The sequence below is a fragment of the Streptomyces diversicolor genome (genome assembly GCF_057537855.1).
Window position 1 is genome coordinate 110,074 of record NZ_BAAJXA010000015.1, and the last position, 15,174, is coordinate 125,247.

14 protein-coding genes and 1 pseudogene are annotated in these 15,174 nt (G+C 70.7%); 7 read left to right on the forward strand and 8 right to left on the reverse strand.

Annotation, left to right across the window (positions count from 1 at the left end; all coding sequences use genetic code 11):
• Positions 1–640: 640 nt before the first annotated feature.
• A complete protein-coding gene (locus AC27LF_RS19515) occupies positions 641–1,576 on the forward strand; it encodes a hypothetical protein (protein WP_479657463.1) in 936 nt (311 codons plus the stop codon).
• Positions 1,577–1,671: 95 nt separating this feature from the next.
• Here AC27LF_RS19515 and AC27LF_RS19520 read toward each other — a convergent pair whose 3' ends face one another.
• Together AC27LF_RS19520 and AC27LF_RS19525 are read right to left on the reverse strand one after the other, a co-directional pair.
• Positions 1,672–4,068 (reverse strand): cation-translocating P-type ATPase, encoded by a 2,397-nt coding sequence (locus tag AC27LF_RS19520; RefSeq protein WP_479657462.1) that lies wholly within the window; start codon positions 4,066–4,068, stop codon positions 1,672–1,674.
• 131 nt (positions 4,069–4,199) lie between these two features.
• A complete protein-coding gene (locus AC27LF_RS19525) occupies positions 4,200–4,487 on the reverse strand; it encodes a DUF2530 domain-containing protein (RefSeq protein ID WP_479657461.1) in 288 nt (95 codons plus the stop codon).
• Positions 4,488–4,660: 173 nt separating this feature from the next.
• Here AC27LF_RS19525 and AC27LF_RS19530 point away from each other — a divergent pair, with 173 nt between their 5' ends.
• Positions 4,661–6,112: an NCS2 family permease gene (locus AC27LF_RS19530; RefSeq protein ID WP_479657460.1), complete on the forward strand. Its 1,452-nt coding sequence runs from the start codon at positions 4,661–4,663 to the stop codon at positions 6,110–6,112.
• Positions 6,113–6,459: 347 nt separating this feature from the next.
• Here AC27LF_RS19530 and AC27LF_RS19535 read toward each other — a convergent pair whose 3' ends face one another.
• Positions 6,460–6,642, reverse strand: a complete 183-nt coding sequence (locus tag AC27LF_RS19535; protein WP_479657459.1) for a ribbon-helix-helix protein, CopG family — start codon at positions 6,640–6,642, stop codon at positions 6,460–6,462.
• Positions 6,643–6,796: 154 nt separating this feature from the next.
• Between AC27LF_RS19535 and AC27LF_RS19540 the strand changes: the two genes are divergently transcribed.
• The gene (locus AC27LF_RS19540; protein ID WP_404035050.1) at positions 6,797–7,234 is read left to right on the forward strand and encodes a MarR family winged helix-turn-helix transcriptional regulator; all 438 of its coding nucleotides are present in this window, start codon (positions 6,797–6,799) and stop codon (positions 7,232–7,234) included.
• Between the two features lie 192 nt (positions 7,235–7,426).
• Complete coding sequence (locus AC27LF_RS19545; RefSeq protein ID WP_479657458.1) at positions 7,427–8,734, forward strand: MFS transporter; 1,308 nt, start codon at positions 7,427–7,429, stop codon at positions 8,732–8,734.
• 433 nt (positions 8,735–9,167) lie between these two features.
• On the opposite strand, the gene AC27LF_RS19550 is transcribed toward AC27LF_RS19545, so the two are convergent.
• The gene (locus tag AC27LF_RS19550; protein WP_479657457.1) at positions 9,168–9,425 is read right to left on the reverse strand and encodes a hypothetical protein; all 258 of its coding nucleotides are present in this window, start codon (positions 9,423–9,425) and stop codon (positions 9,168–9,170) included.
• 7 nt (positions 9,426–9,432) lie between these two features.
• Positions 9,433–9,867 (reverse strand): annotated as a pseudogene (locus AC27LF_RS19555) (NsdA family TPR-like regulatory protein); the annotation flags it as partial.
• 67 nt (positions 9,868–9,934) lie between these two features.
• On the opposite strand from AC27LF_RS19555, the gene AC27LF_RS19560 reads away from it, so the two are divergent.
• Positions 9,935–10,534 (forward strand): hypothetical protein, encoded by a 600-nt coding sequence (locus AC27LF_RS19560; protein WP_479657455.1) that lies wholly within the window; start codon positions 9,935–9,937, stop codon positions 10,532–10,534.
• A gap of 310 nt (positions 10,535–10,844) precedes the next feature.
• Positions 10,845–11,750, forward strand: a complete 906-nt coding sequence (locus tag AC27LF_RS19565; protein ID WP_479657454.1) for a hypothetical protein — start codon at positions 10,845–10,847, stop codon at positions 11,748–11,750.
• A gap of 46 nt (positions 11,751–11,796) precedes the next feature.
• Here AC27LF_RS19565 and tpg read toward each other — a convergent pair whose 3' ends face one another.
• Positions 11,797–12,306, reverse strand: coding sequence for a telomere-protecting terminal protein Tpg (tpg, locus tag AC27LF_RS19570; RefSeq protein WP_479657453.1), 510 nt, complete (start codon positions 12,304–12,306; stop codon positions 11,797–11,799).
• Between the two features lie 45 nt (positions 12,307–12,351).
• Entirely contained in the window at positions 12,352–12,885 is a 534-nt protein-coding gene (locus tag AC27LF_RS19575) for a GNAT family N-acetyltransferase (RefSeq protein ID WP_479657452.1), read from the reverse strand.
• Positions 12,886–12,919: 34 nt separating this feature from the next.
• Between AC27LF_RS19575 and thpR the strand changes: the two genes are divergently transcribed.
• On the forward strand, positions 12,920–13,492 hold the full coding sequence (thpR, locus tag AC27LF_RS19580) for an RNA 2',3'-cyclic phosphodiesterase (protein WP_479657451.1): 573 nt from the start codon (positions 12,920–12,922) through the stop codon (positions 13,490–13,492).
• 582 nt (positions 13,493–14,074) lie between these two features.
• Here thpR and AC27LF_RS19585 read toward each other — a convergent pair.
• Complete coding sequence (locus tag AC27LF_RS19585; protein ID WP_479657450.1) at positions 14,075–15,067, reverse strand: aldo/keto reductase; 993 nt, start codon at positions 15,065–15,067, stop codon at positions 14,075–14,077.
• Positions 15,068–15,174: the final 107 nt, after the last annotated feature.

Consider the following 15,174-nt stretch of genomic DNA (forward strand, 5'->3'; position numbering starts at 1 on the left):
CACGCTCCCCCACCCAAACCGACCCCCAACCCAGGCCCCCGGCCGCCCGGGCCACCCCCGGCGGCGAGCCGCACCCACCGCCCGGCCGCACCGCCCGGCCGCACCGCACCCACCAACTGAGCCACCTCCACCGCCCAGTCCACCCCCGGCGGCCGGGTCGCGTCGACCGTTCGGGCTGCCACCTGGCGGTCGGGTCACACCTGTCGCCCGGCCCAGCCCCGGCGGCGAGCCGCACCCACCGGCCAGGCCGCACCCGCCGACTGAGCCACCCACCGCCCAGACCCCCACCGCCCGGACCACCCACCGCCCAGACCACCCACCGCCCGGACCACCCACCGCCCGGACCACCCACCGCCCGGACCACCCACCGCCCGGACCACCCACCGCCCGGACCACCCACCGCCCGGACCACCCACCGCCCAGTCCACCCCCGGCGGGCGGGCCGTGTCCGCCGCTCAGGCCCCGCCCGGCGGCCGAACCACTAGGACGCTCACAATTTCTTCAAATTGCGTACAACCATCGCCCGCCGCCGTGGATCTGATCACCTGAGTCAACAGACTCCACGATCACTTGGGCCCCGCGGCGACGAGCCGCGTGCGACGACCGCCGGCGGGGTCCCTCTCTCCATGCAGGGGAACGCATGCGCATTCGTGCCACCGTGGCCGCCGTCACCGGCGCCCTGGCCCTGTCCGCCCTCGCCGTTCCGGCGGCGCACGCCGCCGGCGGCTCCTCGTACGACCGCGACGACGTCGTGAAGGCCGTGCAGGCCGCCCACCGGGCCGCCGCCGGCAAGTCCGCGTTCAGCACCGCGGGCGCCCAGGACACCGGCGTGCCCTACGCGCTGGACCTCTCCTTCTCCAACGTGAAGATCAACAAGGGCAAGCCGATCGTCGTCGGGACCACCAACAAGGTCCGCGTCCCGGTCAGCTACACCGTCACGCACGCCGCCGACATCGACCTCCAGGCGCCCGACTTCGTGCTGGACGTCGAGATCTACCGCGGCTCCTACACCGCCCCGAAGAACGTCCTGATCGGCGACGACTGGCCGACCTGCGTCGACAACTCGGCGACCAAGGCCACCTGCAAGGGCACCATCGACGTCTACCCGGACTTCGAGCTGACCAACGCGGACGCCACCACCTGGAAGGCGAACGGCTACGCGATCGACTTCAACGACCAGGACCCGACCTCCGACAACATCGACTTGAGCAAGGTCGGTTACGCCGAGCAGGACGCCCTGGCCACCACCAAGCTCCAGCGCTTCTCCAAGCTGACCGTCGACGCCTCGCCGGAGCCGGTCAAGAAGGGCAAGACCATCACGGTCACCGGCAAGCTGTCCCGGGCCAGCTGGGACGACGGCAAGTACCACGGCTACGCCGGCCAGTCGGTCAAGCTCCAGTTCCGCAAGAAGAGCTCCAGCACCTACACCACGCTGAAGACCATCAAGTCGAGCTCGACGGGCGCCCTGAAGACCACCACCAAGGCCACGGTCGACGGCTACTACCGCTACAGCTTCGCGGGCACCTCGACCACCCCGGCGGTCAGCGCCACGGGCGACTACGTCGACGTGAAGTAACCCCCAGCGCGGACACCACCCCTTTCGGCCCCGGGAAACCCCGGGGCCGAAACGTTGCCGCACGCGCCGCCCGGCCGGAAACCCTGAAAACCGGCCTATACGGGGAAGCGGTGGTCGACCCATTTCCACAGGAGTTCCAGGGCCGCCGCGCCGAGTACCGCGATGCCCACCGCCGTCCACGGCATCGTGACGCCGACCAGCTTCAGCGCGAAGAAGTCCTGAAGGGCGGGTACGGCCAGGACGAACAGGAAGGCCACGCCCATCGCGGCGACCAGGGCCACCCGCCACCACGTGTAGGGCCGGGCGATGATCGCCAGCACCCACATGGAGATCAGGAACAGCGTGAGGGTGGCCGCGCTGGTCTGCGCGGACAGCGCGTCGGGGCCCGTGTAGTGGTGCCGGGCGAGCAGGTAGGTGACGAAGGTGGCGACGCCTGCCACCACCCCGCCCGGGATCGAGTAGCGCATCACCCGCCGCACGAAGTGGGGTCTGGCACGCTCCGTGTTCGGGGCGAGCGCCAGGAAGAAGGCCGGGACGCCGATGGTCAGCGTGGACAGCAGGGTCAGATGCCGGGGCAGGAAGGGGTACTCGACCTGCCAGCACACCACCAGCAGGGCCAGCAGCACCGAGTAGACGGTCTTCACCAGGAACAGCGTGGCCACCCGGGTGATGTTGCCGATGACCCGGCGGCCCTCGGCGACCACCGACGGCAGCGTGGCGAAGCTGTTGTTGAGCAGCACGATCTGGGCGACCGCGCGGGTGGCCTCGGAGCCGGAGCCCATCGAGACGCCGATGTCGGCGTCCTTGAGGGCGAGGACGTCGTTGACCCCGTCGCCGGTCATCGCGACCGTGTGCCCGCGGTGCTGGAGCGCGCCGACCATATCCCGTTTCTGCTGCGGGGTGACCCGGCCGAAGACGGTGGCCTTGTCCAGCGCGTCCGCCATCTCGCTCCGCTCGACGGGCAGCCGGCGCGCGTCCACCGCCGCCCCGCTCAGCCCCAGCTTGGCGGCGACCGCTCCGACCGACACGGCGTTGTCGCCGGAGATGACCTTGGCGTGGACGTTCTGGTCGGCGAAGTAGCGCAGGGTGTCGGCCGCGTCGGGGCGCAGCCGCTGCTCCAGGACGACCAGGGCGGTGGCGTGGGCGCCCTTGGCGACGTCGGTGTCGTCGAGGTCGCGGACGGCGCGGGCGAGCAGCAGGACCCGCAGGCCCTGTTCGTTGAGCCGTTCGGTCTCGGCCAGGGCCGGGTCGCCGTCGGTGAGCAGGACGTCCGGGGCGCCGAGCAGCCAGGTGCTGTTCTCGCCGTCCGCCTCGCTGAACGTGGCCCCGCTGTACTTGCGGGCGGAGGAGAACGGCAGCGACTCCACGCAGCGCCACTCCTCGCTGTCCGGATAGGCGTCGATGATCGCCTGGAGGGAGGCGTTGGGCCGCGGGTCCGACTCGCCGAGCGCGCCGAGGACCTTGCGTACGTACGTCTCGTCGCTGCCGCCGAGCGGGCGCAGCTCGGTGACGTCCATGCCGCCCTCGGTGAGAGTGCCGGTCTTGTCGAGGCAGACGGTGTCGATGCGGGCCAGGCCCTCGATGGCGGGCAGTTCCTGGACGAGGCACTGCTTGCGGCCGAGCCGGATCACACCGATCGCGAAGGCGACGGAGGTGAGCAGGACCAGGCCCTCGGGGACCATCGGGACGATGCCGCCGACGGTGCGGGCGACGGCGTCCTTCACGTTGTTGTCCTTGACGACGAGCTGGGTGATCACCAGGCCGACGGCGGCCGGGACCATCATCCAGGTCACGTACTTCAGGATGGTGGAGATGCCGGTGCGCAGCTCGGAGTGGACGAGGGTGAAGCGGGACGCCTCCTCGGCGAGCTGGGCGGCGTAGGCCTCGCGGCCGACCTTGGTGGCGACGAAGGCGCCGCCGCCGGCGACGACGAAGCTGCCGGACATGACCCGGTCGCCGGGATGCTTGACGACGGGGTCGGCCTCGCCGGTGAGCAGTGACTCGTCGATCTCCAGACCGTCGGTCTCGGCGCACACGCCGTCCACGACGATCTTGTCCCCGGGGCCGATCTCGATGAGGTCGTCGAGCACGATCTCGGAGGTGCCGATCTCGACGGCGTCACCGTCGCGGCGGACGGTCGGCCGGGCCTCGCCGATGACGGCGAGCGAGTCGAGGGTCTTCTTCGCGCGCCACTCCTGGACGATGCCGATGCCGGTGTTGGCGAGGATCACGAAGCCGAAGAGGCTGTCCTGGATCGGGGCGACGACCAGCATGACCAGCCACAGGACGCCGATGATCGCGTTGAAGCGGGTGAAGACGTTCGCGCGGACGATCTCGGCGAGGGAGCGGCTGGAGCGTACCGGGACATCGTTGACCTGACCGCGGGCGACGCGCTCGGCGACGTCGGCGGCGGTCAGACCGGTCGAGGGGGTCGACGGAACGGGTACCGGGTGCACAGGATCCAGTTCGGCGCCCGCGTCGATGTGCGTCATGCCATCGACGGTACGTGTGCTCCTGCGGCTTCACCCGCCGAGGGGGCAGAAGATCCGACCTGGGGAGGAGACGGGTCGTGCAGTGGTAGTACGAGTCGGGCGGCGGGTAGGAGAGGCGGCCCGCCTCCGGGTCATTCCGCGGTCGTCGGACGGCCGGTCCCCCGCTGCTCGGCGGCCCGCTTGATCGCCGCGTCCCGCTTGCGGACGTACCAGATGCCGATCAGGCCGAGGCCGCCGCCGGCCAGGCAGGTCCACAGCCACCAGGTGTGGCCGTGCTCGTCGAACCAGCCGTAGAAGGGGAGTTGGACGAGGAAGAGGACGAACCAGATGATCGTGCCGCCGGTGATGGTGGCGACGACGGGGCCTTCCAGGGGCTCCGGTGCCTCGTGCTGGGGGGATCCGGAAGAGAGAGCGGCCATGCGCACAGCTTACGAGGCGCTGTGCCGACGCCCGCCGCCCGCCGTGGTCTACGCGCGGAGATAGCGATCTGGACCTTATACGTTCATACTGAAACCGTTTGTCTCTGGCCACTTCTGTTCGTATGAAACTCCAACGCGGTGAGGGGGAATCCCCGTTGGTGATGAGGTCCCGCATGTCCACCTCGGCACGCGCCAAGGTTCCCGCCCCGGAGCAGCCGGGCGGGGCGCCCGCCTTCGGCGCCCTCGACCGCCACTTCAAGATCTCCGAGCGCGGCAGCACCCTGGCGCGCGAGATCCGCGGCGGCTTCGCCACGTTCTTTGCGATGGCGTACATCATCGTGCTGAACCCGATCATTCTCGGCAGCGCGAAGGACATGTACGGGCATCAGCTCGATCACGGCCAGCTGGTGACGGCCACCGCCGTGACGGCCGCCTTCACCACCCTGCTGATGGGCGTCATCGGCAACGTACCGATCGCGCTCGCCGCCGGCCTCGGTGTGAACTCCGTCGTCGCGCTCCAGCTCGCACCCCGGATGTCCTGGCCCGACGCCATGGGCATGGTCGTCCTCGCCGGCTTCGTGGTGATGCTGCTCGTCGCCACCGGGCTGCGCGAACGCGTCATGAACGCCGTGCCCTACGGCCTGCGCAAGTCCATCTCCATCGGCATCGGCCTGTTCATCATGCTGATCGGGCTCGTCGACTCCGGCTTCGTCAGCCGTATCCCGGACGCCGCCCAGACCACCGTCCCGCTCCAGCTCGGCGGCGACGGCCATCTCAACGGCTGGCCGGTCCTCGTCTTCGTGCTCGGCGCGCTGCTCACCCTGGTGCTGCTCGTGCGCAAGGTCTCCGGGGCGATCCTCATCTCGATCGTCTCGATGACGGTGCTCGCGCTGATCATCAACGCCGTCGCGACGGTGCCGTCCTGGGGCCTGACCACCCCGAAGTGGCCCGGCAACCCCGTCGCCACCCCCGACTTCGGACTGCTCGGCAAGGTCAGCCTCTTCGGCGGGTTCGACAAGGTCGGCGTCCTGACCGGCATCCTCTTCGTCTTCACGGTCCTGCTGTCCTGCTTCTTCGACGCCATGGGCACGATCATGGGCGTCAGCGACGAGGCCAGGCTGACCGACGCACAGGGGCAGATGCCCGGCATCAACAAGGTCCTCTTCGTGGACGGCATCGCCGTCGCCGCCGGCGGCGCCAGCTCCTCATCGGCCACCACCTGCTTCGTGGAGTCCACGGCAGGCGTCGGCGAGGGGGCCCGCACCGGCTTCGCCAACATCGTCACCGGCGCGCTGTTCGCGCTGGCCCTGTTCCTGACGCCGGTCGCCACGATGGTGCCGTCCCAGGCGGCCACCCCGGCGCTGCTCGCGGTCGGCTTCCTGATCCTGGCCGGCTCGGTCAGGGAGATCGACTGGTCCGACTACACGATCGCGATCCCGGCGTTCGTCACGATGCTGATGATGCCGTTCACCTACTCGATCACCAACGGCATCGGCATGGGCTTCATCACCTTCGTGGTGCTGCGCCTCGCGGCCGGCCGCGCCCGGGAGATCCCCGTACCGATGTACGTCGTCTCCGCGGTCTTCGCCTTCTACTACCTGATGCCGGCCCTCGACCTGACCTGAGCGGGGGCCTTCGGCCCGACCTCAGCGGGGGCTCTCCGTTCGACCTGGGCCGGGGCTCTCGGCTTGGCCTGGGTGGGGGTTTTCGGTCTGGCTTGGGCGGGGACTTTCCGCCCGACTGGAGCGGGGGCTCTCGGCTCGACCTGGGCCAAGGCTCTCGGTCTGACCTGAGCGCGGGCCTTCGGCCCGACCTGAGCCGGGACCCGAGCGGGGATCCTCCGTCCGACCCGAGCCGGGGCGGTGCTCGGCCCCACCTGAGCGGGGATCCTCCGTCCGGCCTGAGCCGGGGTGCTCTGCCCCACCTGGGCCGGGGCGCTCGGGTCTACCCGGGTCGGGGGCGTGTCCCCCGTTCATCTGACCCCGTAGAACTTCTCCGTCTCCTCGACGGCGGTCTGGAACCGCTCGTCGAAGTCGTTCCGAATGAGCGTCCGGACCACATAGTCCTGGACGCTCATTCCTCTTCTGGCGGCATGGTGCCGGAGTCGTTCGAGCAGGTCGTGGTCTATCCGCAGGCTGAGCACACTGGTCCCCATGGACACGAGGGTCGCGGCAGTCACCGGAGCGGTGCGTCACGTTCCGCATCCACATCACCCGTATGAGTGACGATGGGAATCAGTGGCCGGGGTCACGGGCATCCGTGGCGCCCGGAGTGGTCTTTAGTCAGAGTAATGAGTTACCCTAACAAACATGTCGGACCTCACCCATGGCGACGACGCCGCCGCCGTGAACTCCCTGCGCTCCGCCGTGATGCGGCTGTCCCGTCGGCTCAAGCACCAGCGGGTCGACGAGTCGCTGAGCCCCACCGAGATGTCGGTGCTCGGCACCCTGTCCAACTGCGGCCAGGCCACCCCCGGCGAACTGGCCCGCAAGGAGCACGTCCAGCCGCCGTCGATGACCCGCATCGTGGCGCTGCTCGAAGCCAAGGGACTGGTCCGTCTGGAGCCGCACCCCGAGGACCGGCGCCAGAAGGTCGTCACCAGGACCGAGCAGGCCGAGGCGATGCTTGAGGAGAGCCGCCGCAAGCGCAACGCGTTCCTGGCCGGCCTGGTCGACGGCCTCGACGAGGACGAGTGGGCCACACTCCGCGCCGCCGCCCCCGTCCTGGAAAAGCTCGCACACCTGTGAACCCCGCCCGGCCCGTCCGGCCCCGCGAGTGAGCCGCAGGGGCGCACCGGCACCGGCGCAACGCGCCGGCGGCGGGCGCCCCGTTCATCATGACCAGTTCAAGAGGAGGCGAACCCTTTGAGTACGGGATCCGGAGCAGCTTCCGCCCCCGCACCGACCACTACCACCACTGCTCGCACCCGCCGGTCCTCGATGTTCAGCTCGCTGAAGATCAGGAACTACCGGCTCTTCTTCATCGGCCAGGTCGTCTCCAACACCGGCACCTGGATGCAGCGCATAGCCCAGGACTGGCTGGTGCTCAGCCTCACCGGTTCCTCCACGGCCGTCGGCGTCACGACGGCCTTGCAGTTCCTGCCGATGCTGCTGTTCGGCCTCTACGGCGGCGTCCTCGTCGACCGTCTGCCCAAGCGGCCCACCCTCCTCGTCACCCAGACGTCGATGGCCGTCACCGGCCTCGCGCTCGCCGCGCTGACCCTGTCAGGACACGTCCAGGTGTGGCACGTCTACCTCGCCGCCTTCGCCGTCGGACTCGCCACCGTCGTGGACAACCCCGCCCGCCAGTCCTTCGTCTCCGAGATGGTCGGCCCCGACCAGTTGCAGAACGCGGTCAGCCTGAACTCCGCGAACTTCCAGTCCGCCCGGCTGATCGGCCCCGCCGTCGCGGGTGTACTGATCACCGGCGTCGGCACCGGCTGGGCCTTCCTGTTCAACGGTCTGTCCTTCGTCGCCCCCATCGCCGGACTCCTGCTGATGCGCGCCCGTGAGCTGCACGTCGTCGAGCCGACCCCGCGCGGCAAGGGCCAGCTGCGGGAGGGACTGCGCTATGTCGCGGGCCGTCCCGAGCTGATCTGGCCGATCGTCCTGGTCGGCTTCATCGGCACCTTCGGCTTCAACTTCCCGGTCTGGCTGTCGGCCTACGCCGACGACGTCTTCCACGCGGGCGCCGGCGCCTACAGCCTCTTCAACACGCTGATGGCGGTCGGTTCGGTGGCTGGCGCGCTGCTCGCCGCCCGCCGTGGCACCGCACGGCTGCGGATCCTGACCGCCGCCGCGGTGGCCTTCGGCACCCTGGAGGTCGTCGCCGCGCTCGCCCCGTCCTACTGGCTGTTCGCACTGCTCATGGTCCCGATCGGGATCTTCGGGCTGACGGTCAACGTGACCGCGAACACCTCGGTCCAGATGGCCACCGACCCGGCGATGCGGGGCCGGGTGATGGCCCTGTTCATGATGGTCTTCATGGGCGGTACGCCGCTGGGCGCCCCCGTCGTCGGCTGGATCACCGACGCCTACGGCCCCCGGGTCGGCTTCGCCGTCGGCGGCGTCATCTCGGCCGCGGCGGCCGGCGTCATCGGCGTGCTCCTGGCCCGCATCGGCGGACTGCGCCTCGCGGTGGGCTGGCACCACGGCCACCCGCAGGTCCGCTTCGTACGGCGTGAGCCGGAGCGCGAGCCGGAGCTGGCGGCGGCGAGCCGCCGAGGCACAGCACAAACGCACGCCTGACTTTGGGGGATTAGCCGGGAGTTCACCTGGCGAGACACGGCGGCATCCGAAGGTCCGATCGCGGGCGGGGCACTCTACCGGCAGGGTCTGACAATCGGCCTCGCCCGAACCTCGTGTCGCCGGCACGCCTCACCGTACGGCCCAACACCGACACCCATGCCGGACCGCACAGCGTCCGCCGCGCCCACGCGTCCAACAGTCCACGTGGGACCCCCAGTACGCGCACCGTCACAGATCGAACTCCAGGTGTTCCACGTCGGTGAACTCCACCTCCAGGCCGTGGGCGCGGCGGCCGCTGTCGCGGAAGTAGATCTCGCCGAGCGTTTCGGCGGCGGCCTGCCGCAGCTGGTCGTCGGTGGCGCCGGCGTCCTGTGCCCGGAAGAGGCAGGCCGTGATCCGGGCCGTCAGGGCCTTGTGCCTCCTGCCCGGGAGATCAGTGGTTGCTGCCCAGGCGGTCGAGGACCGCGCCGACCGGACGGGCGGCGCGGTGGGGTTCGAGTTCGGTGGCGAGGCCGGCGAGCAGGGTGGTGCACCGGCCGGACTCGACCATGGCGGCTATGTCCATCGCGGTGGTCGCGGTCTCGGCGGCCGCGTCGAGGTCGCGGCGGCGGGCCTGTGCGGTGGAGATCCAGGTGAGGTAGAGAGAGGACGCGGTCGCGCATCGCGCCCGGCTCCAGCGCGGCCAGACCATCGGTCAGCAGGCTCTCGGCCGTCGCGGGGTCGCCCAGATCGAGGAAGGCTCTGCCGGTCTCGGCCATGTGGCTGGGCCGGCACATCCAGTACGCCCAGCCTGGGTTGTCGTCCCCCGTACGGGCGCGTTCGTACTCGGTCTCCGCTTGCGCCAGGAGGTGGGCGGCCTGCTTGGCGTCGCCGGTGGCCGCGGTCGCACGTACCCGCCAGGCGTCGATCATCGAGGCCACCAGCGGCGTCGTGCGGGTGCCGGCGATGTCCCGGGCGGTGGCGAGTAAGTCGCTGCCCATGCCGGGCTGATCGTCGTAGACGCAGGCCAGGGCGAGGTTGGCGAGCAGGTAGGCGCTGTGGGCGGGGTCGGCCGCTTCGGCGGAGGCCCGCAGGGCGGCGTGCCAGGCGCGCTGGGCGCCGGGGGTGTTGCCGGCGTCGAACTCGGCCCAGCCGAGGAAACGGGCGTACTCAGCGGCGAGGAAGTGGAGGTCAGTGGTGAGCTGGCCAAGTGTGGCGGGCGTGCCGCAGCAGCTTGGTGACCATCTTCAGGTCGGCGCGGGCGCTGGTGGTGCAGGCGGTGCCGCCGAGGGAGCGCTGCTGGCCGTCACCTATACCGATGAGCGCATGGGCGAGCAGGATGATGTCCTGTACGCCGAGCGGATCGCCGCGGACCGCACCTCGATCACCCACGCGTGGGTGCACGGAACGAGGGACAGTGTCCAGCACTTCGATGGACTGGCGGATCCGGCCGCGTTGCCGTTCACCGACACGCCGTGGTTCACGCTCGGGCTGCTGGCCATCAAGGCCGCCCAGCTCGCACCCGTGACCGCGTACGGTTCGGCCGCGCATCTGACCGGCCGCGGCGGCGACGACGTCCTGGACGCCGTGCCCAGCATGGTCATCGACCAGTACCGTTCCGGGAAGCGCCTGGGGTGGTTCCAGGACCGCTCCCATACGCCGGAACCCGACGGGTTCGGCGCATGCCGGGGCGGCCCTGACGGGCCAGCGGCGCTCCGGGCACGGCAGCCCGCCCGCAGGGTCAGACGTTCTCCGGGTCAAGGCCCTGCGCCCGTGCGAGAGCGGGCAGCACGCGCTCGATCATGTCGAGACGCTGGGTGACCCTGAGCACCACGTTGAAGAACGCCCACCCGCAGCAGCTCGTCGACGACATCCTGCGCGTCATCGCGGCCGATCAGTAGGGCAAACAGGAGGTCGCCGACGGGGTCGTGGTTCGTGGGCCGAAGCTGACCACGGCCGGGCCGAAGTGGAAATCGATGTGGGAATGGTGACTGAGCGCTCCACTTGGCGGATGAGCGGTCGATTTGGCGGACTGAGCACGCTGCATGGCGGGTGTGGAGGGTTGCCCGCAGGTGGATACGGGGGCCTGCCGGATGGCCTGCGCCCTGCGTGCGCGGTCAGGCTGTCGGGCATGACAAAGAGCCCCGGGACCCTGCTCAAGATTTTTGTGCTGGCGGGAGTGGCCGCGGTCCTGGCGACCCGTGCCTTCCTCGCCCTGACGGGTTACCCCAAGCTGGGCGGCGGCCCGGGCAGCCATTTGCACATCGCACACATGCTGTGGGGCGGTCTGCTCATGCTCGTGGCGTTGGTCTCGCTGCTGCTCGTGCCGACGCCTCGCGTGCGGCTGTGGGGCGGCGCAGTGGCCGGGGGCGCCGGCTTCGGGCTGTTTATCGACGAGGTCGGCAAGCTCGTCACCGACATCGGTTACTTCTACCGCCCGGCGGCCGGGATCATCTACCTCTCATTCGCCGCGCTGGCCGCACTCGCCTGGCATACGGACGGCCGGACCGGCACGCCACGAAGGTGCATGCTGCGCCCTGCCGCAGACCGCGTTGCGAGGAGCCGTCCGCTGGTCGCCGCCGTCGTTGCCTATACCGCTGTGCACGGCTGCCTGCTGCTCGGTGGGATCGCTGCCGACGCCGCCGCGGGTGACCTGGCCGGCGAGCGCGAGTGGGGCGCAGTCAGTGCGGCGGCCGGATGCGCGGCCGCCACGGTGGCGCTGAGCACACGGGGCCTGCTCCTATGGCGCCGGGATCGCCCCGCCGCGCTGCGGGTGCTGCGCGCATCGCTACTCGTGGACCTGCTGTTCGGGCAGGCATTCCTGTTCACCATCAACCAGTTCTCGGCCGTAACCGGATGGGCCCTCGGCCTGGTGCAACTCTGGGTGCTCTCGGCTGAGCTGAGGCTGCTCGACGCCACCATAGGAAGGAGAGGCCACCGGGATCCCCGCCCGCAGGACCGTCTCGCCGGCGCTGAGACCACACCCGCCAGCTCGCCTGCTCAACTCCGCCAACCAGAACGCTCAGTCGCCGACTGAAACACTCAGTCACAGGAATGCGGCCGTCGCGCCAAGAGACGACCGGCTACAGGCCGAACTCCAGGTGTTCCACGTCGGTGAACTCCACCTCCAGGCCGCGGGCACGGCGCCCGCTGTCGCGGAAGTACACCTCCCCGAGCGCTTCGGCGGCGGCCTGCCGCAGCTGGTCGTCAGTGGCGCCGGCGTCCTGGGCCCGGAAGAGGCGGGCCGCATGCTCGGGAGGCAGGGCGAGGGTGAGGTGCCGGAGGCGGGCGTCGTCGGTGGTGCCGGGCGCCGCGGTGAACCCGAAGCGGGCCCTGGTCTCCACACCGCTGGCATTCCCCGCGGCACCGGGCGCACAGCCCGTGTGGCAGGCCGTCCAGATGCGAGGCCGGACGCCTGCCGCAGCCGCGGCAGCACTTCGCGCACAGGGAACACAGGCGTTCGTTGCCGACGTACGTGTCCCACGGACGGCTCTGGCAGCGGCAGCACAGGTTGCTCTGACCTCCCGCGGGGCGGGCCGGCTCCCGCGGGGTGGGCCGGAGACGGCACCCGTCCCGGCCGACCCGGGAGGCACCTGCCGGGCTGACCCGGGGTGGGCCGGGGCGGCGCCCGCCCCGGGTCACACCCTGCGGGCCAGCACCTGCCCGGGCCAGGCATGCTCGCCGACCGTGAAGGACTCGGCCGGCGTGAAGCCGTTGCGCTCGTAGTAGGCGACCAGTTTGCGGTCGCCGCCCGCGTAGCAGTCCACCCGCAGCAGCGAGACGCCCGAGCGACGGGTCTGCGCCACCGCGTGCCCGAGCAGCGCGGCCCCGACACCGAGGCCCTTGAAACGGCGGTCGGAGGCCAGGATGTGGATATAGCGCTCGGGCTCGTCCGCGGGCCGGACATAGGGCGCGGGCGCGTCGGTGAGGGTGAGCGTGGCCGCCGGCACCCCGTCGTACTCGGCGATGAACGGGGTGCCCTCGGCGACGTACCGCTCGACCAGCGCCACCGCCCGCGGATTCGCCGACCAGGGCGTCGACCCCCACTGCTCCGTGCGCCCCTGGGCGACCAGCCACGCGACACCGCTGTCGAACATGCCGAGGATCAGCGGGACGTCGTCCGCCCCTCCCGCCCTGATCGTGATCTTCTCGCTTCGCTCCACGTCCGCCATGATGCCCCCCTCGGCCCGTCTGGGAGGGTGAGGTATGAGACTTTTCGCCGCCGTGCTGCCCCCGGAGGACGTCGCCGGTGAACTCGCCGCCGAGATCGCCCGGTTGCGGCGGCTGCCCGGCGCGGACGGGCTGCGCTGGACCGGCCGCCCCGGCTGGCACTTCACCCTCGCCTTCTACGGCGAGGTCGACGACACGCTCGTATGGGACCTGTCGGACCGCCTGGCGCGCGCGGCCGGGCGCAGCGCACCCTTTCCGCTGGCGCTCGCGGGCGGTGGGCAGTTCGGCCACGGGCAAGCGGTGTGGACCGGGGCGCGGGGCGATCTGGAGGCGCTGCGCCGGCTGGCCGGGCGGGCGGAGGCGGCGGGACGGAAGGCGGGGGTGCCGATGGGGGAGCACCGGCACTACAAGGCCCACCTGACCGTGGCCCGCGGCCGTGGCCCGGTGGACGCCCGGCCGTACGTCCGGGATCTCGCCGCCTTCACCAGCCGGACCTGGACCGTGGCCGACCTCGTCCTGGTGCGCAGCAACCTGCCGAGGTCAGGGGTCCCCGGCGAGCAGCCCCGTTACGAGTCGGTCGCCCGCTGGGCGCTCGGCGGGGCCGGTTAACCTCGGATACGTGGACCCGAAAACCCGGAACCGGATCATGGCCGGTGCGCTTGTGCTCTTGCTCGTCGTGGTGGCCTTGGCGGCGGCGTTCGGCTGACCGCGCTGGCCTTCGGCGACTTGGCCGTTTGTTGGGTGCGGTGCCGTCGTGGCTGTTTGCGCAGTTCCCCGCGGCCCCTTCGGGGACTTCGGCCGTCGGTTGGGTGCGGTGCCGTCGTGGTTGTTCGCGCAGTTCCCCGCGCCCCTTGGGGGGCTTTGGCTGTTGGTTGGGTGCGGCGTCGTTGTGGTTGTTTGCGCAGTTCCCCGCGCCCCTTGGGGGGCTTTGGCTGTTGGTTGGGTGCGGCGTCGTTGTGGTTGTTCGCGCAGTTCCCCGCGCCCCTTGGGGGGCTTCGGCTGTTGGTTGGGTGCGGCGCCATCGTGGTTGTTTGCGCAGTTCCCCGCGCCCCTTCGGGGCGGTTGCCGGGGAGGTTGTGTGTTGAGACGGTGCGGTCGGCCACAGGGGGTGGCCGGCCGTGCCGTGTGTTTTTCGTGCCGTCGTCGGCAGTCGCCCCGGTCGTGGGTCGGCTGCCGGAGGCTTCGGGGGTGTTACCAGGCGAAGGCCTCCGGGGAGGGGCCGGGGCCCGGGAAGATCTCGTCGAGGCCGTCCAGGAGGTCCTGGGACAGCTCCAGGTCCACCGCTCGTAGGGCCGACTCCAACTGCTCGGCGGTGCGCGGGCCGACGATCGGGCCGGTCACGCCGGGCCGGGTCAGCAGCCAGGCCAGGGCCGTCTCGCCCGGGTCGACGCCGTGCTTGTCGAGCAGGTCCTCGTACGCCTGGATCTGCGCCCGCCGGGAGGTGTCGGCGAGTGCGTCCGCCGCCCGGCCCGAAGCGCGCCTCCCGCCCTGTGCCTGCTTCTTGAGCACGCCGCCGAGCAGCCCGCCGTGCAGCGGCGACCACGGGATGACCCCGAGGCCGTATTCCTGGGCCGCCGGGATGACCTCCATCTCGGCGCGGCGCTCGGCGAGGTTGTACAGGCACTGCTCGCTGACCAGCCCGATGGTCCCGCCCCGCCGCTCGGCGACCTCATTGGCCTGGGCGATCTTGTAGCCGGGGAAGTTGCTCGACCCGACGTAGAGGATCTTGCCCTGCTGGACGAGGACGTCGATCGCCTGCCAGATCTCCTCGAAGGGGGTGCTGCGGTCGACGTGGTGGAACTGGTACAGGTCGATGTGGTCGGTCTGCAGGCGCTTGAGGCTGGCGTCCACCGCCCGCCGGATGTTCAGCGCGGAGAGCTTGTCGTGGTTGGGCCAGGCGTCGCCGTCGCCGGCCATGTTGCCGTACACCTTGGTGGCGAGGACGACCTTGTCGCGCCGCTCGCCGCCCTTCGCGAACCAGTTCCCGATGATCTTCTCGGTGCGGCCCTTGTTCTCACCCCACCCGTAGACGTTCGCGGTGTCGAAGAGGTTGATGCCCGAGTCCAGCGCCGCGTCCATGATGGCGTGACTGTCGGCCTCGTCCGTCAGCGGGCCGAAGTTCATGGTGCCGAGGACGAGGCGGCTGACCTTGAGTCCCGTGCGTCCAAGCTGCGTGTACTTCATGGACACCCAGCCAACGACTTGGAGTGCGCTCTATGCAAGCGCATGGAGAGGACGGATACCCTTCGTGGACGAGGGCTGCCGCGCGGTGCAACGGTACGCTCGGTGAC

Bases quoted from the DNA above. Each gene is read 5' to 3' on its own strand.
- AC27LF_RS19515 (WP_479657463.1), top strand. From the start codon at position 641: ATGCGCATTCGTGCCACCGTGGCCGCCGTCACCGGCGCCCTGGCCCTG.
- AC27LF_RS19520 (WP_479657462.1), bottom strand. From the start codon at position 4,068: ATGACGCACATCGACGCGGGCGCCGAACTGGATCCTGTGCACCCGGTA.
- AC27LF_RS19525 (WP_479657461.1), bottom strand. From the start codon at position 4,487: ATGGCCGCTCTCTCTTCCGGATCCCCCCAGCACGAGGCACCGGAGCCC.
- AC27LF_RS19530 (WP_479657460.1), top strand. From the start codon at position 4,661: ATGTCCACCTCGGCACGCGCCAAGGTTCCCGCCCCGGAGCAGCCGGGC.
- AC27LF_RS19535 (WP_479657459.1), bottom strand. From the start codon at position 6,642: ATGGGGACCAGTGTGCTCAGCCTGCGGATAGACCACGACCTGCTCGAA.
- AC27LF_RS19540 (WP_404035050.1), top strand. From the start codon at position 6,797: ATGTCGGACCTCACCCATGGCGACGACGCCGCCGCCGTGAACTCCCTG.
- AC27LF_RS19545 (WP_479657458.1), top strand. From the start codon at position 7,427: ATGTTCAGCTCGCTGAAGATCAGGAACTACCGGCTCTTCTTCATCGGC.
- AC27LF_RS19550 (WP_479657457.1), bottom strand. From the start codon at position 9,425: ATGGTCTGGCCGCGCTGGAGCCGGGCGCGATGCGCGACCGCGTCCTCT.
- AC27LF_RS19565 (WP_479657454.1), top strand. From the start codon at position 10,845: ATGACAAAGAGCCCCGGGACCCTGCTCAAGATTTTTGTGCTGGCGGGA.
- AC27LF_RS19575 (WP_479657452.1), bottom strand. From the start codon at position 12,885: ATGGCGGACGTGGAGCGAAGCGAGAAGATCACGATCAGGGCGGGAGGG.
- thpR (WP_479657451.1), top strand. From the start codon at position 12,920: ATGAGACTTTTCGCCGCCGTGCTGCCCCCGGAGGACGTCGCCGGTGAA.
- AC27LF_RS19585 (WP_479657450.1), bottom strand. From the start codon at position 15,067: ATGAAGTACACGCAGCTTGGACGCACGGGACTCAAGGTCAGCCGCCTC.